This window comes from Microbacterium mcarthurae (assembly GCF_046064585.1).
In the GTDB taxonomy this organism is placed as follows: Bacteria; Actinomycetota; Actinomycetes; order Actinomycetales; family Microbacteriaceae; genus Microbacterium; species Microbacterium mcarthurae.
This window is the reverse complement of the sequence record NZ_JAROCE010000004.1, coordinates 101,281-124,455: the sequence shown is the minus strand read 5'-3', so window position 1 is coordinate 124,455 and position 23,175 is coordinate 101,281. Positions and strand designations below refer to the sequence as shown.

Annotated in this window: 25 protein-coding genes; 13 read left to right on the top strand and 12 right to left on the bottom strand. The window is 71.3% G+C overall.

Annotation, left to right across the window (positions count from 1 at the left end; all coding sequences use genetic code 11):
* The first annotated feature begins 11 nt into the window (after positions 1-11).
* Together P5G46_RS12940 and P5G46_RS12935 are read left to right on the top strand one after the other, a co-directional pair.
* Positions 12-827, top strand: a complete 816-nt coding sequence (locus P5G46_RS12940) for an arginase family protein (protein ID WP_239276529.1) — start codon at positions 12-14, stop codon at positions 825-827.
* Positions 824-1,279: a Fe-S oxidoreductase gene (locus P5G46_RS12935; RefSeq protein ID WP_239276530.1), complete on the top strand. Its 456-nt coding sequence runs from the start codon at positions 824-826 to the stop codon at positions 1,277-1,279. Before P5G46_RS12940 ends, P5G46_RS12935 begins: the two co-directional genes overlap by 4 nt.
* A gap of 18 nt (positions 1,280-1,297) precedes the next feature.
* Here the strand turns inward: P5G46_RS12935 and P5G46_RS12930 are convergent, their stop codons facing one another.
* The 3 genes from P5G46_RS12930 to P5G46_RS12920 are packed head-to-tail and all read right to left on the bottom strand — an operon-like array spanning position 1,298 to position 3,091.
* A complete protein-coding gene (locus tag P5G46_RS12930) occupies positions 1,298-1,762 on the bottom strand; it encodes an SIP domain-containing protein (RefSeq protein WP_239276531.1) in 465 nt (154 codons plus the stop codon).
* A gap of 58 nt (positions 1,763-1,820) precedes the next feature.
* Positions 1,821-2,546 (bottom strand): tyrosine-protein phosphatase, encoded by a 726-nt coding sequence (locus P5G46_RS12925; protein ID WP_239276532.1) that lies wholly within the window; start codon positions 2,544-2,546, stop codon positions 1,821-1,823.
* Positions 2,543-3,091, bottom strand: coding sequence for a carboxymuconolactone decarboxylase family protein (locus P5G46_RS12920; RefSeq protein ID WP_239276533.1), 549 nt, complete (start codon positions 3,089-3,091; stop codon positions 2,543-2,545). The genes P5G46_RS12925 and P5G46_RS12920 overlap by 4 nt, the downstream gene beginning before the upstream one ends.
* A 66-nt stretch (positions 3,092-3,157) precedes the next feature.
* Between P5G46_RS12920 and P5G46_RS12915 the strand changes: the two genes are divergently transcribed.
* The 8 genes from P5G46_RS12915 to P5G46_RS12880 all read left to right on the top strand — a co-directional run bounded on the left by P5G46_RS12915 (position 3,158) and on the right by P5G46_RS12880 (position 10,662).
* Positions 3,158-4,075: an alpha/beta fold hydrolase gene (locus P5G46_RS12915; RefSeq protein WP_239276534.1), complete on the top strand. Its 918-nt coding sequence runs from the start codon at positions 3,158-3,160 to the stop codon at positions 4,073-4,075.
* Positions 4,076-4,210: 135 nt separating this feature from the next.
* On the top strand, positions 4,211-5,722 hold the full coding sequence (locus P5G46_RS12910) for an ABC transporter substrate-binding protein (RefSeq protein WP_239276535.1): 1,512 nt from the start codon (positions 4,211-4,213) through the stop codon (positions 5,720-5,722).
* A complete protein-coding gene (locus P5G46_RS12905; RefSeq protein WP_239276536.1) occupies positions 5,719-6,669 on the top strand; it encodes an ABC transporter permease in 951 nt (316 codons plus the stop codon). The genes P5G46_RS12910 and P5G46_RS12905 overlap by 4 nt, the downstream gene beginning before the upstream one ends.
* Positions 6,666-7,535 carry an ABC transporter permease gene (locus tag P5G46_RS12900; protein ID WP_239276537.1) on the top strand — a complete coding sequence of 290 codons (870 nt, stop codon included), beginning with the start codon at positions 6,666-6,668 and terminating at the stop codon, positions 7,533-7,535. Before P5G46_RS12905 ends, P5G46_RS12900 begins: the two co-directional genes overlap by 4 nt.
* The gene (locus P5G46_RS12895; RefSeq protein WP_239276538.1) at positions 7,532-8,356 is read left to right on the top strand and encodes an ABC transporter ATP-binding protein; all 825 of its coding nucleotides are present in this window, start codon (positions 7,532-7,534) and stop codon (positions 8,354-8,356) included. The genes P5G46_RS12900 and P5G46_RS12895 overlap by 4 nt, the downstream gene beginning before the upstream one ends.
* A complete protein-coding gene (locus tag P5G46_RS12890; RefSeq protein ID WP_239276539.1) occupies positions 8,349-9,140 on the top strand; it encodes an ABC transporter ATP-binding protein in 792 nt (263 codons plus the stop codon). The genes P5G46_RS12895 and P5G46_RS12890 overlap by 8 nt, the downstream gene beginning before the upstream one ends.
* Before the next feature lie 150 nt (positions 9,141-9,290).
* Positions 9,291-10,355 (top strand): M4 family metallopeptidase, encoded by a 1,065-nt coding sequence (locus tag P5G46_RS12885; protein ID WP_239276540.1) that lies wholly within the window; start codon positions 9,291-9,293, stop codon positions 10,353-10,355.
* Positions 10,342-10,662, top strand: a complete 321-nt coding sequence (locus tag P5G46_RS12880) for a protealysin inhibitor emfourin (protein ID WP_239276541.1) — start codon at positions 10,342-10,344, stop codon at positions 10,660-10,662. Before P5G46_RS12885 ends, P5G46_RS12880 begins: the two co-directional genes overlap by 14 nt.
* A gap of 43 nt (positions 10,663-10,705) precedes the next feature.
* On the opposite strand, the gene P5G46_RS12875 is transcribed toward P5G46_RS12880, so the two are convergent.
* The 3 genes from P5G46_RS12875 to P5G46_RS12865 all read right to left on the bottom strand — a co-directional run bounded on the left by P5G46_RS12875 (position 10,706) and on the right by P5G46_RS12865 (position 12,587).
* Entirely contained in the window at positions 10,706-11,317 is a 612-nt protein-coding gene (locus tag P5G46_RS12875) for a GNAT family N-acetyltransferase (protein ID WP_239276542.1), read from the bottom strand.
* Positions 11,318-11,409: 92 nt separating this feature from the next.
* Positions 11,410-12,096 carry a uracil-DNA glycosylase gene (locus P5G46_RS12870; RefSeq protein WP_239276543.1) on the bottom strand — a complete coding sequence of 229 codons (687 nt, stop codon included), beginning with the start codon at positions 12,094-12,096 and terminating at the stop codon, positions 11,410-11,412.
* Positions 12,093-12,587: a phosphoribosyltransferase gene (locus tag P5G46_RS12865; protein WP_239276544.1), complete on the bottom strand. Its 495-nt coding sequence runs from the start codon at positions 12,585-12,587 to the stop codon at positions 12,093-12,095. The genes P5G46_RS12870 and P5G46_RS12865 overlap by 4 nt, the downstream gene beginning before the upstream one ends.
* Positions 12,588-12,665: 78 nt before the next feature.
* Here P5G46_RS12865 and P5G46_RS12860 point away from each other — a divergent pair, with 78 nt between their 5' ends.
* Positions 12,666-14,165, top strand: a complete 1,500-nt coding sequence (locus tag P5G46_RS12860; RefSeq protein WP_239276545.1) for an MFS transporter — start codon at positions 12,666-12,668, stop codon at positions 14,163-14,165.
* A 23-nt stretch (positions 14,166-14,188) separates the two neighbouring features.
* On the opposite strand, the gene P5G46_RS12855 is transcribed toward P5G46_RS12860, so the two are convergent.
* A complete protein-coding gene (locus P5G46_RS12855) occupies positions 14,189-14,971 on the bottom strand; it encodes an SDR family oxidoreductase (RefSeq protein WP_239276546.1) in 783 nt (260 codons plus the stop codon).
* A 149-nt stretch (positions 14,972-15,120) separates the two neighbouring features.
* Here P5G46_RS12855 and P5G46_RS12850 point away from each other — a divergent pair, with 149 nt between their 5' ends.
* Positions 15,121-16,443 carry a bifunctional o-acetylhomoserine/o-acetylserine sulfhydrylase gene (locus P5G46_RS12850; RefSeq protein ID WP_239276547.1) on the top strand — a complete coding sequence of 441 codons (1,323 nt, stop codon included), beginning with the start codon at positions 15,121-15,123 and terminating at the stop codon, positions 16,441-16,443.
* Positions 16,444-16,601: 158 nt separating this feature from the next.
* On the opposite strand, the gene P5G46_RS12845 is transcribed toward P5G46_RS12850, so the two are convergent.
* Positions 16,602-17,300 carry an SDR family NAD(P)-dependent oxidoreductase gene (locus P5G46_RS12845; protein ID WP_239276548.1) on the bottom strand — a complete coding sequence of 233 codons (699 nt, stop codon included), beginning with the start codon at positions 17,298-17,300 and terminating at the stop codon, positions 16,602-16,604.
* A 96-nt stretch (positions 17,301-17,396) separates the two neighbouring features.
* On the opposite strand from P5G46_RS12845, the gene metX reads away from it, so the two are divergent.
* Complete coding sequence (metX, locus tag P5G46_RS12840; protein WP_239276549.1) at positions 17,397-18,602, top strand: homoserine O-acetyltransferase MetX; 1,206 nt, start codon at positions 17,397-17,399, stop codon at positions 18,600-18,602.
* 380 nt (positions 18,603-18,982) lie between these two features.
* Here the strand turns inward: metX and P5G46_RS12835 are convergent, their stop codons facing one another.
* The 4 genes from P5G46_RS12835 to P5G46_RS12820 all read right to left on the bottom strand — a co-directional run bounded on the left by P5G46_RS12835 (position 18,983) and on the right by P5G46_RS12820 (position 23,156).
* Positions 18,983-20,230, bottom strand: coding sequence for an MFS transporter (locus P5G46_RS12835; RefSeq protein WP_275438266.1), 1,248 nt, complete (start codon positions 20,228-20,230; stop codon positions 18,983-18,985).
* A gap of 324 nt (positions 20,231-20,554) precedes the next feature.
* Complete coding sequence (locus P5G46_RS12830; RefSeq protein WP_408905862.1) at positions 20,555-20,878, bottom strand: thiamine-binding protein; 324 nt, start codon at positions 20,876-20,878, stop codon at positions 20,555-20,557.
* A 9-nt stretch (positions 20,879-20,887) separates the two neighbouring features.
* Positions 20,888-22,192: a hypothetical protein gene (locus tag P5G46_RS12825; RefSeq protein ID WP_408905861.1), complete on the bottom strand. Its 1,305-nt coding sequence runs from the start codon at positions 22,190-22,192 to the stop codon at positions 20,888-20,890.
* Between the two features lie 112 nt (positions 22,193-22,304).
* The gene (locus P5G46_RS12820) at positions 22,305-23,156 is read right to left on the bottom strand and encodes an ADP-dependent NAD(P)H-hydrate dehydratase (protein ID WP_408905860.1); all 852 of its coding nucleotides are present in this window, start codon (positions 23,154-23,156) and stop codon (positions 22,305-22,307) included.
* Positions 23,157-23,175 lie beyond the last annotated feature (19 nt).

Genomic DNA, 23,175 nt, shown 5'->3' with positions numbered 1-23,175 from the left:
ACAGGTGTGTCATGACGCGTTTCGTCATCGCCCCGCAGTGGCAGGGATCTTCGTCCTCCCGCGCGATGCAGCTCATCGACGGCGCCGAGGCGATCGCCGGAGATCTGCCGCGCGCCGCGACGACCGCGCTCGAGCCGCTGCCGGAGGCCGGTGACGCGCAGGGCACACCGGTCCTGCGGGCCAGCGCCCTCGTGCGTATGCGCGAGCGCATCCGCGACGCCGTCTCCGCGGGCGCAGACGATCACAGCGTCACCATCGGCGGGGACTGCGGTGTCGCCCTCGGTGCCGTCTCGGCCGTCGCCGACGAGGATCTCGCGATCGTCTGGATCGACGCGCATGCCGACCTGAACACGCCCGCGTCGTCGCCGAGCGGCGCCTTCCACGGCATGGTGCTCCGCGCCATCCTGGGTGAGGGCATCGAGCCGTTGCGTCTGTCCCCCGGCATTGCTCCGGCCCGCGTGGTCCTGGCGGGAACACGCGCTCGGGATGCCGAGGAGCAACGCTTCATCGACGAACACGGCATCCGCTCGATCTCCGCGGATGAGCTGTCCGACCCGGAGATCCTCGCCGAGGCCGTCGCCGCCACGGGTGCGACACGCGTGTACATCCACCTCGACCTCGATGTGCTGGACCCCGCCGAGATCAGCGGCGTCGCGTTCGCGGAGCCATTCGGAGCCCGCGCGGCGGACGTCGCCGCGGCCATTCGACGCGTGCGGGAGCGGGTCCCCCTCGCGGGGGCGACGATCACGGAATTCTCGCCGGCATCCCCCGCGGCCGCGGTCGACGACCTGGGCACCATCCTGCGCCTGGTGGGAGCCCTCGCGTGAGCCCGATCCCCCGCCCTCCGGCCGGATGGCGCGAGCGTGCCGACCGCGCGGTCGCGCGGGGGCGCCGGATCGACCGCGTCCTTCCGCGCGTGCTGCTCGACTCCCGCGTCAGCCATTGGGGCTTCCTCTACGGCCGCACCGTCGGGTGGGTGTGGGGCTCGCTCTGGAGCACGGGGCGCATCGAACGGCGAAACGGCCTGTGGGTCTTCCGGGGGCTCCCCGCCTGGGCGTTTCCGCGCGGAGGGGTCTGCGTCGGCGACTGCTTCCTCACCGGAGACGTCGACCCGAGCGACACGGTGCTGGGACACGAAGCCGTCCATGCCGCCCAGTGGCGCCGCTACGGGTTCCTCATGCCGGTGCTGTACTTCTTCGCGGGACGCGATCCGCTGCGCAACCGTTTCGAGATCGAGGCGGGCTTGGTCGAGGGGAACTACGTTCCCCGCGGCGCCTGAGCCCCGCGCCGGCCGACCTCAGCGTGCGGTTTCGAGACCGAAACGCGCGGGCGTGTGGATGGCTGCGGCCTCGACCCCGTGGCGGTTCGTCAGCTCTTCGACGATCTCTGCGGTGCCCAAGTAGCCGCCGAGCAGGAAGATGCGGGTGGCGTCGTCATCGCAGCAGAGCATCTCGCCGGCCCAGCCCGTCACCGCGCGGACGAGCGCCTGGCCGGGGGCGCACGCGCGACCCGTGCCGGGAGCACCGCCCCGACGAGAGCGGTCGAGCCACGTCACCGTCATACGCGCGGGTGCCGCGATCGCGGTGATCCACGACGCGTCGGGCACCTCGACGAAGATCCGGCCGGTCGAGCAGATCGGCAGCGTCGACAGAAGCGCGTCCATCTCGGCGAGCGAGGTCTCATCGGCCGTGATGAGGTGCTGCACGCGGGTGTGGCGCGACGATCGGCAGGCGGCGTCGTTGTGCTCGGCGGAGATGGACATGATGGCATCCACTATACCCGCAATGAAGGGTTGCCTAACCTGTGTTGCTGCCCCATCCTTACCGAAGAACCGCCTCGTGAAGGAGGGTCGAGCGCAGGCCGGCGAGCTCCTCGTCGCCCATGCCGTGGGCCCGCAGGAAGTCGGCGGGCGACCCGTAGCGAGCGTCCAGACGCTCGAGGAACGCGCGCATCACGCCGGCCGGAGAGCGCGTGGCGAGCTCTTCCGCGTGGCGGTTCCCGGGATGCAGGGCACGGATCCCGGCGATGACCCGGCGATTGCGCTCGGCGGGCAAGAGGTGCTCGGTGAGGGCGTAATCGTCGACGACCGCATTACGATCGACGCCGGCGGCGGCGAGCGCGATTGCGACGGTCACTCCCGTGCGATCCTTCCCCACGGTGCAGTGGACCAGCACGGGCGCCGCACCGCCGATCGCGCGGACGGCCGCGACGATGCGGTCGGCGGAGCCTTCGACGAGCTCGTCGTACAGCTCACCGAGGCTGACGTCGCGCTCGAAGAAGGACTCGACCGATCCGAGGAACAACGGGATCCGCTCGACCTCGACCGGCAGACCCTCGAGCCGGCTCGGGGCGTAGCGCACCTCGTCGTCGTCGCGGAGGTCGACGATGCGACGCAGCCCCAGCGCGGCCAGGGTCTGCAGGCCCGCGTCATCGACGTGCACGAGATTGCCCGACCGGAAGAGCACGCCGTCGCGTGTGCGCGTGGAGCCGGCGGGCAGACCGCCGACGTCGCGGAAGTTCGTCGCCCCCGAGACGAGGGAGCTCACGCGGCACCCCCGTGGTCGTGCGGCGCGCGGGGTGCGGTGGTGGCCGGCGGGAGCGCCCCGTCGGTGAGAGTCGCCGCGGCGGTGGGGCGCGGAGGCACCGGGTACCGGCCCGCGATGGCCACGCGGTTGAAGGCGTTGATGGCGACGAGAACCCAGCTGAGCGCCACGTACTCCTGCTCGCTCAGGATGCCGCCCGCCCGGTCGTAGACCTCGTCGGGGATGCCGTCGTCGTGGATGAACGTGAACGACTCCGTCAGTTCGAGGGCCGCCCGTTCCCGCTCATCGAAGACGCCGGACTCCCGCCAGGTCGCGATCTGGGCGATGGTGTCGGCGTCGAGACCCGCCGCGACGGCGGCATCGACGTGGACACGGACGCAGTAGGCGCACCCGTTCAGTTGCGAGGCGTGGATCTGGACGATCTCGCGCAGCCGGGCGTCGATCCCCGCTGACGCGGCGAGACCCCCGACGGTCTTGGAGAACGACCTCAGCGCCGCGTATGCCTCGGGAGCCTTCTTCGACAGATGCACGCGTCGTTCCTCGACCATGCCGACAGCCTACGGCGGTGTCATCACCGACTGGCGGCCGTCTGCGCGCGCTGCCAGGCTGGCTCCATGCCCGAGACCGACGAGTTCTCCTTCCTGCCCGCGCAGGCGGCTGGCGCGGGTGTCGATGTGCCACCGGTCGCGCGCGTGCGCCTCACGCTCCCCGACGGGCGGGTGATCAGCGGTCTGCGGTGGGGCGAGGAGGCTCCGCGTGTGACGTTCCTGCACGGAGCGGGTTTGAACGCGCACACGTGGGACACCACGCTGCTGCATCTGGACGCACCGGCCCTGGCCATCGACCTCGCCGGTCACGGTGACTCGTCCTGGCGCGACGACGCGGCCTACGTCGCCCGGGTCCTGGCCCCGGACGTCGTGCGCGCGCTCGAGACCTGGACCGACCGGCCACAGGTGCTCGTCGGACACTCCCTGGGTGGGCTCACCGCGGCCGCGGTCGCGGCATCCCGTCCGGACCTCGTCGCGCGGGTCGTGCTCGTCGACATCACTCCGGGGATCGACCCGAGCGGCGGACCGGCGCAGCTGCGGGAGTTCTTCGCCGGGCCCACCGACTGGGCGACGCGAGACGAGCTGGTCGAGAAGGCCCTGTCGTTCGGCCTAGGCGGATCCCGAGAGGCAGCCACGCGCGGGGTGTTCCTCAACACGCGCGTCCGCCCCGACGGCCGTGTGGAATGGAAGCATCACTTCGCCCATCTCGCCGCCGCGGCCGCTGCCGCCGGCTCCGACACCGCAACGCCGGATGCCGTGCGCGCGGTGCTGGCCTCGACGGGATGGGACGATGTCGGCGCGGTGACCGCGGCGCTGACCCTGGTGCGCGCAGGTCGCGGGTTCGTGACCGCCGCCGACGCCGATGAGCTGCGGCGTCGCGCTCCGGAAGCCGAGGTCGTCGTCGTCCCGACCGGACACAACGTGCAGGAGGAGGATCCCGCCGGACTCGCCACGCTGATCCGGCACCGCATCGACGCGGGGTGACGGCAGCGGCCGGGCCGTGTCGCGCGGTGTCACACGGGGACAGCGGCGCGGCGGGTGAAAGTAGGCTGTCTTCACCCCACTCCTCGGCACCACAGCACTCGGATGCCGTCGGCCTGCGAAAGGACACTCCCCGCAATGCTGCGCCGTACCGCCCTCGCCACGAGCGCGCTCCTGATCGGAGCTCTCCTGTTCACCTCGTGCACCGCCACGTCGACGACGCCGACCGCGACGGGCGAGCCGGACCCGAACGCCACCCTCACGGTGCGCCTCTCGCTCGAGCCGTCGAACCTCGACATCCGTCGCACGAGCGGAGCCGCGCTCGAGCAGGCGCTCGTCGACAACGTCTATCAGGGCCTGGTCACGCGCGACGGCGACGACGACAACACCATCGTCCCCGCCCTCGCCACCGACTGGACGGTTTCGTCGGACGGGCTCACGTACACCTTCACCCTCCGCCAGGGGGTGACCTTCCACGACGGCAGCGCCCTCACCGCGGATGACGTCGTGTCCTCGCTGCAGACCGCCAAGGACGACGCCACGATCCAGAACAGCGCCGACCTCGCCGGTGTGTCCTCGGTCACGTCGCCCGACCCGACCACCGTCGTCATCACGCTCGCGCAGCCGAACATCGATTTCCTGTTCGCTCTGACCGGTCGAGCGGGCCTCATCTTCAAGAACAACGACGCGACGAACTTCCAGACCTCGACCAACGGCACCGGGCCGTTCACGGTCTCGTCGTGGAACACGGGCCAGAGCCTGGTCCTCTCGCGCAACGACGCCTACTGGGGCGACCCGGCGGGCGTCGCTGAGGTCGTGCTCGATTACATCCCCGATCAGAGCGCCGCGATCAACGCCGCCCTCAGCGGCGACGTGGATGTCGCCCTCGAGATCGACCCCGAACTGCAGGGGCAGCTCGACGGCACCGGGGACTTCCGGATCGAGTCGGGGCTGACGACCGACAAGGGCACTCTCGCCTTCAACAACACGCGCGCACCCTTGGACGACCAGCGTGTGCGCGAGGCGTTGCGCCTGTCGATCGACCACCAGGCGCTCATCGACACGCTCGGGGCCGGTCAAACCCTCTCCGGCCCCATCCCCCCGCTCGACCCCGGCTACGAGGACCTGTCCGGCGACATCGCGTACGACCCCGACCGCGCGCGCGAGCTGCTGGCCGAGGCCGGCGCCGAGGACCTCACCCTCACCCTGACGATTCCGAGCGTCTACCCGACCTCGATCCCGACGTTCCTCGTGTCCTCGTTCGCCGACGTCGGCGTGACGCTGAAGGTGGAGTCGGTGGACTTCCCGACGTGGTTGCAGAACGTGTACACCAACCGGGACTACGACCTGAGCTTCGTCCGTCACGTCGAGGCGCGCGACTTCGGCAACTGGGCGAACCCGTCGTACTACTTCGGGTACGACAACCCCGAGGTGCAGAGCCTGTACACGCGAGCCCTCGCGACGACCGATGAACAGCAGTCCTCGGACCTGCTGGCCGAGGCCGCCCGTATCGTCGCCGAGGAGGACGCCGCCGATTGGCTCTTCCTGTCGACGCCGCTCACCGCGGTCGCCACGAACGTCGCGGACTTCCCGCAGAACTCCCTCAACGTGCGCCTGCCGCTGGCGGGTGTGACGGTCTCGTCGGAGTGATCCGGTATGCGCTGACACGGTTGGGCCTGCTCGTCCTGGGCCTGGCCGTGTCGAGCGCGCTGATCTTCCTCTCCCTGCGCGTGCTGCCCGGCGACGTCGCCCTCCTCATCGCCGGAACGCAAGCCACGCCCGAGCAGGTCGGAGCCCTGCGGGAGAGTCTCGGACTGACGCAGCCGCTGTGGCAGCAGTACCTCGACTGGATCGGCGGGATCCCGCGCGGCGACCTGGGCACGTCGCTGATCACGGGCACCCCGGTCACCGCCGAGCTGATCGACAAGGCCCAGGTGACCGTGCCGCTGGCGGCGATGTCGCTCACGGTCGCGCTCGCCGTGGGCCTGCCGTTCGGGGTGCTGTCGGCCCTGCGCCGCGGACGCCCGGACGGTACGGCTCTCGGCGTCGGCGCGCAGGCGCTCGCGGCGGTGCCGGTGGTGTGGGCGGGGATGATGCTCGTTGTCGTCTTCGCCGTGTGGCTCGGGTGGCTGCCTCCCCAGGGATTCCCGCGCGCGGGATGGAACGAGCCGGCAGCGGCCTTCCGAGCCCTCCTCCTCCCCGCGATCACGATCGGCGTCGTCGAAGGCGCGATGTTGTTGCGGTTCGTCCGCAGCGCGACGCTCCAGGCGGAGGGGCAGGACTACGTGCGCACGGCCGCGGCGAAGGGCCTCACGCGCACGCGGGCGTTGCTCAGTCACGGTCTTCCCAACGTCGGCCTGTCCGTGATCACCGTCCTCGGACTGCAGATCGCCGGCATCATCGTCGGCTCTGTCGTCATCGAGCAGCTGTTCACCCTGCCGGGCGTGGGCCGGATGCTCGTCGCCGACGTCGCCGCCCGCGACCTCCCCAAGGTGCAGGGAGAACTCCTCGTGCTCACCGGCTTCGTCCTGATCGTCGGCTTCCTCGTCGATCTCGTGCACCGACTGATCGACCCGCGGCAGAGGGAGGCGTCGTGAGCACGCTACGCCGGCTGTGGAGGAGCGGCACGGGGCGGTTCGGCATCCTCGTGGTCGGCCTCATCGCCCTCGCCGCGCTGGTCTCGCTGGTGTGGACGCCATTCGACCCCGCGAGTGTGGACGCCCGCTCCCGGTGGTTCGGTCCGTCGTGGCCCCACCTCCTCGGCACGGACGGCAACGGCCGGGACATCCTCAGCCTGCTGATGGCGGGGGCACAGACGACCGTCGTGGTGGCCGTCGGAGCCGGCGTGGTCGCCTCGCTCCTCGGGATCGCCCTCGCCACCCTGGGCGCCTTGACGGCCCGGTGGGTGCGGGAGAGCATCGCCGTGCTGGTCGACATCCTCGTCGCCTTCCCGGTCCTCATCATCGCGATGATGATCACGGCGGTGTGGGGCGGGTCGCTGGCCGTCGTCATCTGGTCGGTGGGCATCGGGTTCGGTGTCACCATCGCCCGTGTGACACGGCCCGAGTTGAGGCGCGTGCTGCACAGCGACTTCGTGCTGGCGGGGCGCGCGAGTGGACTCACCCCGGCCCAGAATCTCCTCCGTCATCTCCTGCCGAACGTCGCACCGGTGTTCATCGTTCAGCTGTCGTGGGGAATGGCCGTGGCGGTGCTGGCGGAGGCGGGGCTGTCGTACCTGGGCTTCGGCGCCCCGCTGACCCAGCCGTCGTGGGGGGTGCTCCTCAGCGACCTCCAGGCCTACATCGCGGTGCATCCCCTCGCCGTCGTCTGGCCGGGACTGGCGATCACCGTCACGGTCCTGGGACTGAACCTCCTCGGGGATGCGCTGCGGGATGCCGCGGACCCCACGCTCGCAGAGCGCACCCCGCAAGCGCGGACGCACGTCCCGGGGGTGGTCGCATGACTCTCCAGGTCGAGGACCTGCGCATCGACATCGGCGGCCGAACCGTGGTGGACGGAGTGAGCTTCACGGTGGCCGAGGGGGCGCGGATGGGGCTCATCGGGGAGTCGGGCTCCGGCAAGTCCCTCACCGCCCTGGCCGTGCTCGGCCTGCTCCCCGACGGCGCGACCGCGTCGGGCAGCGTGCGCTGGAACGGACGCGAGATCCTCGGGCTCCCCGATCGCGAGCTCGCGCGGCTGCGGGGCGACGACATCGGGATGGTCTTCCAGGAGCCGCGCACGGCCCTGAACCCGATCCGGACGATCGGGCGCCAGATCGGCGAATCGGTCCGCATCCACGAGCGGGTCTCGCGGCGCGAGGCGCTGCGCCGAGCGGTCACCGAGGCCGAGCGCGTGGCGCTCCCCGACCCGGAGCGCATCGTCTCGCGCTATCCGCATCAGCTCTCCGGCGGTCAACGTCAGCGCGCGGCCATCGCGATGGCGCTCGCCTGCCGACCGCGTCTGCTCATCGCCGATGAACCGACGACCGCGCTGGACGTGACGATTCAGGCCGGCATCCTGTCGCTCCTGCGATCGCTGGTTCAGGATGCCGACATGTCGCTGGTCTTCATCACGCACGACCTCGCCGTGCTCGCGCAGGTCGCCACGCACGCGGTGGTCCTCGAGCGCGGCCGGATCGTCGAACAGGCGGCGGTGCCCGACCTGCTGCGGGCGCCCGCCTCCCCGGTGACGCAGGCCCTGCTGCGGGACGCGACGGCGACCCTGTGGCATCCCGAGATCGATCGCCACCGAACCGAGCGGGAGGGCGGGCAGCGCCATGAGTGAGACGATCCTGCACGCCCGCGGCCTCTCCCGCACGTACGTCGCGCCCCGCACGAAGGGATGGCGCCGCACCGAACGCACCGCGGGCCTGGTGGACGTGGACGTCTCGGTGCGCGCGGGCCGGTCGGTGGGCATCATCGGCGAGTCGGGGTCGGGCAAGTCCACGCTCGTGCGCCTGCTGCTGGGGCTGGACGTCCCCTCCGCCGGGAGCGTCGAGGTGGAGGGGCGCACCGTCGACGCGCGCGGTTCGGCCCGGTCACTGCACTGGCTCCGTCGGGCCACGGGGATCGTGCTTCAAGACCCTTACGCGTCGCTGGACCCGCGCATGAGCGTCGGCCGGATCGTCGGGGAACCCCTGTGGGCGCTCGGGATCGACGGAGATCGCCGGGCCCGCGTCCGCGAGGTGCTGGAGCAGGTCGGCCTCGACTCCGGGGCGGCGGAGAGATTCCCGCACGAGTTCTCGGGCGGGCAGCGGCAGCGCATCGCCCTGGCCCGCGCCCTCGTCCACCGTCCCCGGATCCTCGTCGGCGACGAGCCCCTGTCGGCGCTGGACGTGACGATGCGCGCGCAGATCCTGCGCCTCCTCGCCCGTCTGCGCACCGAGGAGCAGCTGACGCTCGTGCTGGTCTCGCACGACATCGGGGTCGTGCAGAACGTGTGCGACGAGGTCGTGGTGATGAAGGACGGCCGCGTCGTCGAACAGGGCCCGACCGAGAAGGTCCTGCTGCAGCCTCAGGCCGCCTACACGCGGCAGCTGCTCGCGTCGGTCCCGACTCTGCCGGCCTGACCGGTTCGCCTCCGCCCCCGACCGCGGCCGAGAACAGGCTCCGCGTCCGGCACAGGCCGATTCGGGCCGGATCGCCCTGTTCGAAAGGCGCCTCCTGTTCTGGGCGCAACGGATGCCACGATGTCGGTGACCGGCGCTAGCCTCGGCCCCATGACCCCCGGCATCGTTCCCCCGTTCCTGCTCGATCGGCTCGCGTCCGTCGATGACCCGCGCCTGGCGCGCGCCGCCGCGGCGGCCCGGAAGACCCTCGCCATCCCGCGTCCCGAGCGCCCCGCGCGCACGCGGCTGCGACTGTCGGTCGACGCCGGAACGCTCGTGGCCGAGGCCGCGCCCGCGCCCGACCGCGTCATCTCGGACGCGGGCAACACCGAACGGCTTCCTGGTCGGCGCGTGCGCACGGAGGACGACGGCCCCACCGGCGATCGCTCCGTCGACGAGGCCTACGACGGCCTCGGCGCGAGCTACGACTTCTTCTGGGATGCCTTCGCCCGTGACGGCATCGACGCCGCGGGCGGGTCGCTCCTGGCGACGGTGCACTTCGGCGTCGACTACGACAACGCGTTCTGGAACGGCGAGCGCATGGTCTTCGGAGACGGCGACGGCGAGGTGTTCGTCGGCTTCACCCGCTCGCTCAGCGTGATCGCGCACGAACTCGGTCACGGCGTCACCGAGGCGTCCGGCGGCCTCGAGTATCAGGGACAGTCGGGAGCGCTGAACGAATCCTTCTCCGACGTCTTCGGCGCTCTCGCCGAGCAGCACGCGCGCGGACAGCGTGCCGACGAGGCGTCGTGGCTGATCGGCGAAGGCATCTTCACCGACGCCGTCGAGGGCGTCGCGTTGCGCTCGATGTCGGCGCCGGGAACGGCGTACGACGACGACGTCCTCGGCGTCGATCCGCAGCCCGGGCACATGCGCGACTACGTCGACACCGAGGACGACAACGGCGGCGTGCACATCAACTCCGGCATCCCCAACCGGGCATTCTTCCTCGTCGCCACCCGCTTGGGCGGCTTCGCGTGGGAGCGGGCGGGTCTCATCTGGTACCACACCCTCACATCGGGGTCGCTGTCGGTGACCGCCGACTTCGCCGCGTTCGCCGCCGCCACCCGCGCCGCCGCGGTGGCGGAGTACGGTGAGGAGTCGGAGGAGGTCGACGCCGTCCGCGCCGCATGGGCCGAGGTGGGCGTCGAAGCGCAGAAGGATGCCACGACCTGAGGCCACGCCCGGACCGACGTTCGCCGTCGTCGTCGTGCGCTCGGGCGGGATCGCCGGCATGTCGCGACGGTGGCGTGCCGAACCCGACCCCGAGGGGGCTTCGCGTTGGCGCTCACTGATCGACCGCTGCCCGTGGGATGCGCCTCCCCCGCCGTCGAGCGGGGCCGACCGCTTCCAGTGGCGCATCGATGTCGAGGAGGGCGGGACCGCCGTGCATCACGCGCGCCTCGCCGACACACAGGTCGAGGGCCCGTGGCGCGCGTTGATCGACGAAGTTCGCCGTGCGGCCGGAGCGCACCGGACCTGATCTCCCCTGGCCGGGGCGGTCGGGAGGTGCCGGGGCGGGGTGCTCAGCCGAACAGCTTCCGCCGCTTCTTCTTCGACGGGATGCTCTTCTGCAGGTACACGACGCCGAGCCACCGGCCGAACTTGAAGCCGACCCGGCCCATGCGCCCTACCTCGGTGAACCCGAGCTTGTGGTGCAGCGCGATCGAGGCATCTGCGCCCTTGTCGCTGATGGCCGCGACCATCTCGCGGATGCCCTTCTCGGAGCACGCCTCGATGAGCGCCTCCAGGAGCGCGCGCCCGAGGCCCTTGCCCGATGCCGCCTGCCCGAGGTAGATCGAGTTCTCGACGGTATAGCGGTAAGCCGACTTCGACTGCCACGGCTGCACGAGTGCATAGCCGAGGATCTGCCCCCCGGGAGACTCGGCGACCAGGAAGGGCAGGCCCAGGCGCTGCAGCGTGTCGAACTTCTCGCGCCATTTCGCGATCGACCACGCCTTCTCATCGAAAGTCACGACCGAGTTGCGCACGTAGTAGTTGTAGATCTCACGGATGTCGGGGATGTCGCCTTCCGTGGCGGGTCTGATCTCGTACGAGAACGGCCGCTCCGGCTCGGGCGCACGTCGCAGGTGCAGCGGCAGCCGGCGTCGGCTCTTCTCGTACTCCTCTTCCAGCACGAGCCCACTTTACGGCGCCGCCCGTTTCGGCCGTGTGACCGCGGCCACGGGAGGCGAGGGCGAAGACCCGCCCGCTCGGGCGTTGTCCGTCCTCAGCCGGGGAGCCGCCAGTCCACGGGAGCAGCGCCCTGCTCCTCCAGGAGCGCGTTGACACGCGAGAACGGTCGCGAACCGAAGAAGCCGCGACGGGCCGACAGCGGCGACGGGTGCGCGGATGCCACGATCGCGGTGTCACCGAGCAGACCGGTGAGGTTCGCGGCATCCCGGCCCCACAGGAGAGCCACGAGCGGCTGCTCGCGCGAGGCGAGGCTGCGGATGGCGTGCTCGGTGACCCGCTCCCACCCCCAGCCGCGGTGCGAGCCCGGCGCCCCGGGGGCGACGGTCAGGACGCGGTTGAGGAGCATGACACCCTGGTCGGCCCAGGCGGAGAGGTCGCCGTGGGCCGCCGGCGCGATGCCCAGGTCGTCCGACATCTCGCGATAGATGTTGGTCAAGCTGCGCGGCAGAGGCCGGACGTGCGGATCCACCGCGAACGACAGGCCGATCGGATGCCCCGGCGTCGGATAGGGGTCTTGACCGACGATGAGCACGCGGACCGCGTCCAGCGGCGTGCGGAACGCCCGCAGCACGAGCTCGCCACTGGGAAGGTATGGGGCGCCCTCGGCGCGCAAGCGTTCCCCGATGTCGGCGATATCGGCCGCGACGGGAGCCAACGGCTCGACCCAGGAGGCGTGGATGAGTCCGGCGTCGGCGAGCTGCGCAAGGGACTTCCCGGTCACGCGGCGTCTTCGTCTCGCACCGACCCCTGGTGCGACCAGGGGAAGTCGATCCAGAGCGACGTGTCCTTCCACGAATAGTCCGGGACGATCACGGTGGTCGGCTTGGTGTAGATGACCGCCGAACGGGCCTCGGCACCGTGGCGGTCGAGCAGCTTCACCGCGAGGTCGAGAGTGCGACCGCTGTCGGCCACGTCGTCGACGAGCAGGACGCGCCGTCCCTCCAGGTACGACAGGTCGAGCGCGGGCGGCAGCACTTCGGGCGCATCGAGCACCGTTCCGACGCCGGTATAGAACTCCACGTTCAAGGCACCGCAGTTCTTCACGCCGAGGCCGTACGCGATCGCACCGCCCGGGAGCAGCCCTCCGCGCGCGATCGCGACGACCACCTCGGGGATGAACCCGTCGGCGACGATCGCCCGCGAGATGTCCCGCGTGGCGGTGCCGAAGTCGTCCCAGGTCAGTCGTTCGCGGTCATCCGTCGTCTTCGCCACGCCCATCGCCTCTCATCGTGTGTCTCTCACCCTAGGGTGTCTCCCGGATGCCGCCGGGCCCGGTGCTAGCCTCACGCCATGTCGCGCGTCTCGGGCGCGGTCGGCCGGGTGCGCGGGTCCGCGCTCGGGGTGACCGCGGGACTCATCGGGTGGTTCGTGCTGGTGGAGCTCGCCAGCGGCATCCTGCAGGGGTACTACGTGCCGCTGCTGCCCGACATCGTCGTTCATCTCGGCATCCGTGACGCCGACGTCAACTGGTTCGAGGCGGCGCAGCTGCTGCTCTCGGCCCTCGTGCTGCCCGTTCTCGCCAAGCTCGGCGACATGTTCGGGCACAAGCGCATCCTCCTCGCTTCCGCCCTCGCGACGGCCGCCGCGAGCTGGTGGTTGGTGTTCGCCGACACCTTCCCGACCTTCCTCATCGCGTGGGCGCTCCAGGGTTTCTACGTCGTGTGGCTGCCCCTGGAGATCGCCCTGATCTTCGACCGCGGACGCCGCCAGAGCCGCGGGGTCTCGCAGACCCGCCGCGCCGCGGGGCTCCTGGTCGTGGGGCTGCAGGCCGGCGCGATCCTGGGGGCGTTGGCGGCGGGTCGCCTCTTCGCCGCCGTCGGCGGGGATCTACGGCTCGCGCTGACCGTCCCCGCGATCGCCGTGACGTTGGTGTGCGTGGTGATCTGGTTCGGTGTCCCCGAATCCGAGCGGATGCCGGGCGCCCGGCGACTCGACATCGGCGGGTTCGTGCTGCTCGCCGCGGCGCTCCTGTGCGTGACCGGCGCACTGTCGTTCGTGCGACTGCCCGCCGGGCCCGGCCCCGCCGTCATCGTCTCCCTGCTCGTGCTCGGTGCGATCCTGCTGGTGGTGTTCGCCCGATACGAACTCGGACGCCCCGACCCCGCCGTCGATATCCGTGTGCTCCGACGCCCCGAGATGTGGCCGGTCCAGGTGACGGCGTTCCTCGTGGGCATCAGTCTGCTCGGCGCGCAGGGGCCGCTCGCCACGTACGCGGGGACCGATCGTTCCCTCGGCTACGGGCTCGGACTCGATGCCACCGACCGCTCCAACGTGATCGGGGTGTACCTGGTGTCGCTCATCGTCGGCGCGGTGCTCTTCGCCGTCACGTCACGGCGCGCGAGCCCGCGGGCCGTCCTCATCGGCGCGGCGGCGCTCGTCGGGACGGGGTATGTCCTGCTGATTCCGCTCCACACCGAACTGTGGGAGGTGCTCGTGTGCCTGGCGATCGCCGGGCTCGGCTCGGGCGCCCTGGTGGCGGCGATGCCCGCGGCCGCGGCGGCCGCCGCCCCGCGCGGACAGACGGGTGTGGCATCCGCCCTCACCAACACGACCAAGACGATCGGCGGCACGATGTCGTCGGCGGTGTTCGGCGTGGTGCTCGCGGGCGGAGCGGGTGCCGCGGTGGCCGCCACGGCCGCACCGCTCGCGGGATACATCACGGTGTGGGCGATCTGCGCGGCCGGGGGCTTCGTCGCGGCCGTGCTGTTGCTGTTCGTTCCGAAGGTCGCCTTCGCCGACACCGCCGAGGCCGAGGCCTCCGCCCACGCCGCGCGCGGCGACGTGGTCTGACGCGCGCCCCGGGCTCGCGGCGGTCAGTCCTCCGCGCCGCGCACGCGGAGGGGCCCTCGCGCGAGCAGGTGCTGAGCGGACTGCGCCACCGGGCGCACCGTGACCAGGTCGAGGTTGACGTGCCCGGGGGCATCAACGGCGTAGACGATCACGTCGGCGACGTCCTCGGCCAGGAGCGGCGCCTGGACGCCCTCGTACAGCTTGTCGACACCCGCCTGATCCCCGCCGAGGCGGTTGAGCGTGAACTCCTCCGTGCGCACCATCCCGGGGGCGATCTCGATGACCCGCACCGGTTCGCCGTTCAGTTCCTGCCGGAGCGCGTGCACGAGCATCGACTCCCCCGCCTTGGCCGCGTTGTACCCGGCACCGCCGGGGTAGGCCACCTGCGCGGCGGTCGACGTGACGAACAGCAGGTCGGCGTATCCCGCGCGCGCCGCGGCGCGACGCAAGAGCGGAAGGAGGGATGCCACGAGCCGCTGCGACGACAGCACATTGGCCTCGAACATCCAGCGCCAGTCGTCCGGATGGCCGTCTTCGACGCGGTCGGCGCCGCGCGCACCCCCGGCGACGTGGATGAGGGCATCGACGCCGCCCGTGTCGTCGAGCCACGCGGCGAGACCGGCGACGGCGTCACCGTCGGTGAGGTCGGCGGCGTGGGCGACGACGCCCGTCTCGGCCTCGAGCGCGGCGAGCCGCTCCGCGCGGCGGGCGACCCCCACGACGTCCCATCCGCGGGCGCGCAGCGCCCGTGCGGCCGCCTCACCGATTCCCGAACTCGCCCCGGTCACCACCGCACGTCTCGCCATGGCCCCCACGCTACCGTCGGGCGCGCGGACAGCAGCGCCCGGCGCAGATTACGGTGCGTGTCCGCCCTGTTGTCGACGCGGCCGGACGTCCCTACGCTCGCAGAAGGCCGTGGCATCCGTCGCGGTCTCCGAAGACGTGAGGAGCAGCCGTGTCGGCACCCGAGAACTGGCGTTTCGAGACCAAGCAGATCCACACCGGCGCGCAGCCCGACCCGGTGACCAAGGCGCGCGCGACGCCCATCTACCAGACCACGTCGTACGTGTTCGACAACGCCGACCACGCCGCGAACCTCTTCGCGCTCGCGGAGTTCGGCAACATCTACACCCGCATCCAGAACCCCACGCAGGACGTCGTCGAGCAGCGCATCGCCGCACTGGAGGGGGGCACCGGCGCCCTCCTCGTCGCCAGTGGCCAGGCCGCCGAGACGTTCGCGGTGCTGAACATCGCGCAGGCGGGCGACCACATCGTCTCGTCGAGCTCGATCTACGGCGGGACGTACAACCTGTTCAAGTACACCCTCGCCAAGCTCGGCATCGAGACGACGTTCGTCGAGAACCAGGACGACCCCGAGGCCTGGCGCGCGGCGGTCCGCCCGAACACGAAGCTGTTCTTCGCCGAGACCATCGGCAACCCGAAGATCAACGTGCTCGACATCCGTACGGTCGCCGACGTCGCGCACGAGAGCGGCGTGCCGCTCATCGTCGACAACACCATCGCGACGCCGTACCTCATCCGCCCGTTCGAGCACGGCGCCGACATCGTCATCCACTCGGCGACGAAGTTCATCGGCGGCCACGGCACCACCATCGGCGGCGTGATTGTCGACGGCGGGACGTTCGCCTGGTCGGAGAACGTCGAGAAATTCCCCGGCCTCACCGAGCCCGACCCGTCCTACCACGGCGCTTCGTACACGACGGCCGTCGGCGACGGCCTGGCGTACATCATCAAGGCGCGCGTGCAGCTGCTGCGCGACCTGGGTGCCGCCATCTCGCCGCAGAGCGCGTGGCTGCTGATCCAGGGCCTGGAGACCCTGTCCCTGCGGATCGAGCGCCACGTGCAGAACGCGCAGGAGATCGCCGAGTGGCTCGAGGCGCACGACGACGTCGCGAGCGTGAACTACTCCGGCCTCCCCACGTCGCCCTGGTATGCCGCCGCCAACAACTACGCCCCGAAGGGTGTCGGCGCCGTGCTGTCGTTCGAGCTCAAGGGCGGTGTCGAGGCCGGGCGCGAGTTCGTCAACTCGCTCACTCTGTTCAGCCACCTCGCCAACATCGGCGACGTCCGCTCGCTCGTGATCCACCCCGCCTCCACGACGCACTCGCAGCTCACCCCCGAGCAGCAGCTGACCTCGGGCGTCACCCCGGGCCTCGTGCGCCTGTCGGTGGGTCTGGAGAACATCGACGACCTCAAGGCCGACCTCGACCAGGCCCTCGCCGCCGCGCGGCGCCTGTCCGAGGCCGCCCGCGCGTAAGCGGTCTCTCGACGCCCCGCCCCGGTCCCCGGGTCGGGGCGTCGTCGCGTGTGGCCCCCCGTGGTGCTGCGTGAGTCGCCAGGATTTGTCGCCCGGGCTGCGCCCGAGGCGACAAATCCTGGCGACTCACGCCCGGGGGGGGCGGGGGGCCGGGGGCGTTAGACGCGCTGACGAGGACGGAGGGCGCCGAGGCCGCCGTCGACGCCGAGCACCTGGCCCGTGATCCAGTCGTTCGCCGGGTCGAGGAGGAACTCCACGGCGCGCGCGATGTCCTCCGGCTCGCCGAGGCGGCCCAGCGGGTGCATCGCCTCCGACACCTTGCGCGACATGTCGCTCGAGGTCAGCCCCTCGGTCAAGCGCGTCTGCACGAGACCCGGCGCCACCGCGTTCACGCGGAGCCCGTGGCTCGCGTAGCTCGCCGCCGCGGACAGCGCCAGCCCGATCACCCCGGCCTTTGCCGCGGCGATCGCGTCATGGTTGGAAAGCCCCGCCAGGGCCGCCGCGGACGACGACAGCACGACCGAGCCCCCGTTGCGGAGGTGCTTACCCGCCGCCCGCACCACCGCGAAGGACGTCGTGAGCGACGCCGCGATCGTCTCGTCGTACTGCGCCCGCGAGATCAGGTGCGCGGGCTTCAGCAGCATCGAGCCCGCGAAGACCGCGATGCCGTCGAGGTCACCCGCCTCGGCGACGACCCTGTCGACGGCGTCGAAGTCGGTGGCATCCAGCACCACGTCGGGGTCGATCACCGAAGCGTCGCGCGCCGTCGTGATCACGTGGTGTCCGCCGTCGCGCAGAAGCCGTGCCGTCGCCCCGCCGATGTCGCTCGAGGCTGCGATGAGGAGATAGTTCGCCATGCCCCGATCATGCTCAGGACAGCGGCGCGCAATCGGGGGCTGGACAAGCGCGTAACAGTCGCTCCGGGCGCGACGCGACCCGGGAGAATGGATGCCATGGACTGGCAGATCTCCGAAGACACGGTGCCCTCTGCGCCGATCACGGAGGCCGACGCGCGGTCCCTCCTCGGCCGTCCGCCGGCGACCGGAGCCTGGCGGGACGGAGACCCGGTCGGGGAGCGCCTGTTCGCCGCGTTCGGCGAATTCCGCACCGAGAACGGTGAGCACCTTCCCGGCTTCCGCCTGGCCTACGAGACGTGGGGCGAACTCTCCCCCGCGCGCGACAACGCCGTCCTCGTGCTGCACGCGCTCACCGGCGACAGCCACGTGCGCGGGGCTGCCGGACCCGGCCACCCCACCGCCGGTTGGTGGGGCGACCTCGTGGGGCCGGGGGCCGCGATCGACACGGATCGCTGGTTCGTCGTGGCGCCCAACATGCTGGGCGGATGCCAGGGCTCGACGGGACCGGCGAGTATCGCGCCCGACGGGTACGAGTGGGCCGCGCGCTTCCCGTACCTCACGATCCGCGACCAGGTCGGCGCACAGGCGGCCCTCGCGGACGCGCTCGGCGTGGACCGCTGGGCCGCGGTGATCGGCGGTTCCATGGGGGGCATGCACGCACTGGAATGGGCGGTGGGCCGCCCCGACCGGGTCGAGCGAGCGGCCATCCTGTCGGCGCCTCCGATCACGACGGCCGACCAGATCGCGTTGAACACCGTGCAGGCCGACACGATTCGCATGGATCCGCGGTTCGCGTCGGGAGCTTTCTACGACGCCGCCGACGGAGACGGCCCGCATCGCGGTCTTGCTCTCGCGCGTCGCATGGCGCTGCTGAACTACCGCAGCCCCACAGAGCTGAACCAGCGCTTCCAGCGGTCGTGGCAGTCCGGTGTGAGTCCCCTGGGACACGGCGGCCGCTTCGCGGTGGAGTCGTACCTCGACTTCCACGGCAACAAGTTCACGCGACGTTTCGACGCCAACAGCTACCTGACGCTCGTCGAGGCGATGAACTCTCACGACGTCGGCCGCGACCGCGACGGCGTCGAGGACGCCCTGGGTCGCGTCACCGCCACGACCCTCGTGCTCGGGGTCGACACCGACCGGCTGTTCCCGGTGGACGGGCAGCATCGCATCGCCCGCGGCATCCGGAACACCCTCGACGGCGACGAGGCAGTGGTCCTGACGAGCGACTTCGGTCACGACGGCTTCCTCATCGAGACCGCCGCCGTGGCTCACCACCTCCGGCGCCTCTTCGCGGCCTGACCGGATGCCGCCGCCCCGGGGCGGTGCTTCAGCCCCCACCGTTCAGTGTCCACAACACGCGGACACGAGCCAACGCCATCCGCGTGTCCTGGACACCGAACCCGGCACGACACCCCGCGCACCCGCCCCGCCATTCAGTGTCCACAACACGCGGACACGAGCCCCCGACATCCGCGTGTCCTGGACACCGAACGCGGCACGACACCCCGCGCACCCGCCCCCGCCGTTCAGTGTCCACAACACGCCGACACGAGCCCCCGGCGTCCGCGTGTCCTGGACACTGAACGCGGCAGGACACGACACCGAACCCGCGGCACGACACCGAACCCGCGGCACCGCACCGAACCGCCGCACGACACTTCCCGCAGCGGCGGCGGGACTCAGCCCTGCGTGGGGATCGAGCCCGTGATCGCCGTGCGCGCGGCCTCGGATGCCGGCATCCGGTGGGCCGGGTGGCGGCCGGTGCGGTCCTCGACGCGGTAGGAGACGATCGCCACGACGAGTCCCGCGAGCGCCAGCACCGCGCCCACCCAGGCGGGAGCGACCAGCCCGAGACCCGCAGCGATCACGAGACCACCGAGGAACGCCCCCAGGCTGTTGCCGATGTTCAGAGCGGAGTGGTTGAGGGCGGCGGCGATCGACTGGTTGTCTTCGGCCACATCCATGAGCCGCGTTTGGATCGCCGGGCTCAGGGCCGCTCCGCAGAACGCCACGAGGAACGCGAAGAACGCGAGGCTGACGATCCAGCCGGCGGCGAGGGCGAGACCGACGGATGCCAGAGCGAGGGCGATCAGCCCGACCCGCAGCCAGAAGCGCAGGTCTTTGTCGGCCAACGTGCCGCCGACCACGTTGCCGACCGTCATCCCGATGCCCACGAGCACGAGCACGAGCGACACGACCCACTCGGGCTGACCCGCGACGTCGGTGATCATGGGGGCGATGTAGCTGTACATCGCGAAGAAACCGCCGAATCCGATCGCGCCGATGCCGAGCGCGAACCACACCTGGCCCAGGCGGAAGACGCGCAGCTCATCGCGCAGCCGGCGTCCCGGCATCCCGGGGTGGGCGGGGACGAAGAACGCGATGCTCACGGTCGCGAGCAGGAAGATCCCGGCGACGACGGCGAACGCGGCGCGCCAGCCCACCTGCTGCCCGAGCAGTGTTCCGAGCGGGACACCGACGACGTTCGCGATCGTGAGGCCCGTCAGGACGAAGGCGACGCCCTTCGCGCGATTTCCGGGGCCGAGGGCGTCGGCGGCGACAAGAGCACCGATGCCGAAGTACGCGCCGTGCGGGAGTCCCGCCAGGAACCGGGATGCCGCGACCAGCTCGAACGTGGGAGCGATGACGGTCAGCAGCGTGAAGAACGTCAGCGCGGCGGCGAGGACGATCATGACGCGGTGCCGCGGGAACCGCGCGACCGAACCGGCGATGGTCGGGGCTCCCACGACGACGCCCAGGGCGTACAGCGACACCAGCCAGCCCGCCTGCGCGATCGCGTCGTCAGGTGACGCCGCCCACGCGGCGGGAGCGAGATCGCGCGCGATGTTGGGCAGCAGCCCCATGACGACGAACTCCGTCATGCCGATGCCGAAACTGCCGATGGCGAGAGAAAGGAGCGCCCGCATCGCCGCACCCTTCGAGGTCGTCGAAGAGATCACTCGCCGATGCTAGCGGCCCGCAGCGCGCGCTGTCGAATCGATTCGGCGGCCCGCGTGTCGAGGCTCCTCTCGGCCGCATAAACGCGATCCGCGCACAGAAACGGCGGGAGAGCGCGTTTATGCGAGTGGATCGCGTTTATGCGGGATGCCAGGCCGCCCAGCGCGGATGCCAGGCCGCCCAGCGCGGATGCCGGGGCGCCCAGCCCGGATGCCAGGCCGCCCAGCGCGGATGCCAGGCGCCCAGCGCGGATGCCGGGGCGGCGACGCGGATGCCCGGCGCCGCCGTCTCCCTCAGGACGCGTCGTCGATCGCGCGCTCGAGACGCTCGATCTTCCCGTCGATCTCTCCCGTGCGGCCCGGCCGGATATCGGCCTTGAGCACGAGCGATACGCGCGACCCGTAGGGCAGCACGGCATCGGTGGCGCGCTTGACCACATCGAACACCTCGTCCCACTCCCCCTCGATCTCGGTGAACATCGAGGTGGTGCGGTGGGGCAATCCCGAGGCCCGGACGACGGCGACCGCGGCCGCGACCGCGTCGTGCACCGATCCGTCCGCGTTCTCCGCCGAGGCGGTTCCAACTCCGGAGGGGGCGACCGAGAAGGCGATGAGCATGATCCGAGCCTAGGTCGCCGTCACCCGCGAGGGAACCGAGTGGCGCCCGAGCACCCATTCGCGCAGGTCCTTCGGCCGCGCCACCCGGTGCGTGGAGACCCGCACGACACGCACGATCGCCCACACCATGAGCACGACAGCGAGGAGGTTGCGCAGTTCGAGCAGAACGACCGGGAACGGCGCGGGGTGCGTGGCCATCAGTCCGTCGTAGACGAGCGGGTACACCCACTGCGTCACTCCGGCGATCGCGAGCGTCAGCGCGGCGAAGCCGTACCAGCGGCGGCGATCGAGCATGAGGCCGAGCACGACGGGCGGGAAGAGCCACACGTAGTACTGCGGGGAGCCGACCTTGTTGAGCGCGATGAAGGCGGTCACCAGCGCCAGCGACAGCGGCGGGAACAGGCTGAGGAACGTCGCGCCGAGCCACATCTTGCGTGCCCCGACGAGTGCGACGCCCACCATCACCAGCAGCATGATGGGCGTCATCGCGGCGATGACGGCGTCCGCACCCGGTCCGGTGACCTGGAAGGTCAGCACGTCACCGTCGTAGTAGACCTCGGAGCCGGGCACGTAGAACGCGGCCAGGAACATGTAGAGGCCGCCGACGGGCGCCTCCATCTGGATGCCCCGTGAGGTCTGGTCGCCGACGAACCCGAAGACGTAGGGAGCCCCGCCCAGCGCGACGACCGGGATGATCGTCGCGAGCGACACCGCCACCGCACCCCATACCAGCGCGAGCCGCCGGCGGATCGCCACGAAGCCGGCGGCGAGAATCGCCGCGGGCCACACCTTCATCCACACTGCGACCGACAGCAGAACGGATGCCACGAACGGCCGCCGGACGAGCCAGATCGCACCGAGGATCGCGAACGGCACCGTGATCCCGTCGATGCGGTAGATGCCGACCGGGCCGATGAGCAGGATCCCGGCGAGCCAGAACCAGGCCGCGAGGACGCGACCGCGGGAACGACCCGATCCGACCAGGACGACGAAGGCGACCAGGTTGGCCAGCGACACCGTGACGGCCCAGGCCGGGGTGTACGTGATGGCCCAGGCGAAGAGCCATGCGAACGTCATCGGCAGGAAAGCCAGCTGCGGATAGATCCACTTCTCGGTGATGCCCGGCCACTCCCAGCCGACCGAGCGCGTGCACGAGGACACGTCCACCCCGCCGAAGAGGGCGCACCGCGACCACGGCTCGTACACCAGATACACGTCGCCCATGGGTTCGTTGGGCTGCTGATAGCCCAGGATCCCCACGGTGACGTGAACGGCGACGAACGCCAGCAACAGAACGACGACACGCCTCACCACCGGATCATCCTAAGCGGGCGCTCTCGGGCTCCCCGACCCCCGCGGATGCCGTTGACCGCGCGACCGCGGCCTGCGGAAGCACCGGGTGTCACCCGTGATGCGATCGAGTCGCTCACCTGCCGTGGAGCAGCGTCGCGACAACGTCGGGTACAGCGTCGGCGACATCGAGCGCGGTGATCGGGCCGCCGGATCCGCCGTGCGCGGCGGCCGCGGCGGATCCCGCCGCCCCGTGCACCCACGCAGCCGTCGCGGCGCAGGCCGCGAGGTCGTGAAGCGACGTCCGCCCCTCCGCGCCGGCGGCGGCGACGAGGGCACCGAGTACACCGCCGAGGACGTCGCCGGTTCCCGCGGTCGCGAGCCACGGCGTACCGGTGTCGACCCGTCGCGCCCACCCCTCGGGGGCCGCGACGATCGTCACTGCCCCCTTCAACAGCACCACACCGCCCAGACGGTCCGCCGTCTCGCGGGCGATGCGCTCGCGCGCGTCATGGTCCTCCGGCGTTTCGGGGGCGAGCTCGAGCGTCTCGCGGAGCCGCGCGAGTTCGCGCGCATGGGGCGTGACGATCACGGAGGCGGAGGCCGCCGGAACCAGGTCGAGCGCGCCCGCATCCGAGACGACGGGAACATCCCCCGACAGGATGCCGCGGAGCGCCGCGGTCTCGGCCGCATCGCGTTCCGTGGCATCCGTTCCCGACCCGATGACCCACGCCTGCACGCGCCCGTCGGCGGTCACCGTCTCGGGCCGCCGCTGCAGCACGAGATCCTGCGCGCGGGACGGACCGATGTAGCGGACCATCCCGGTCCCTGTCCGCCAGGCCGCCTCGACCCCGAGGACCGCCGCGCCCGGGTAGCGTGCCGACCCCGTCCGCATGCCCACCACGCCGCGGGAATACTTGTCGTCGTCGGCGGTTGGCTCCCGCAGTGTGCGGGCCGCATCGCGCCCGGTCCAGTCCTTCGCCGTCATGGCGTCACCCTAGAACGCA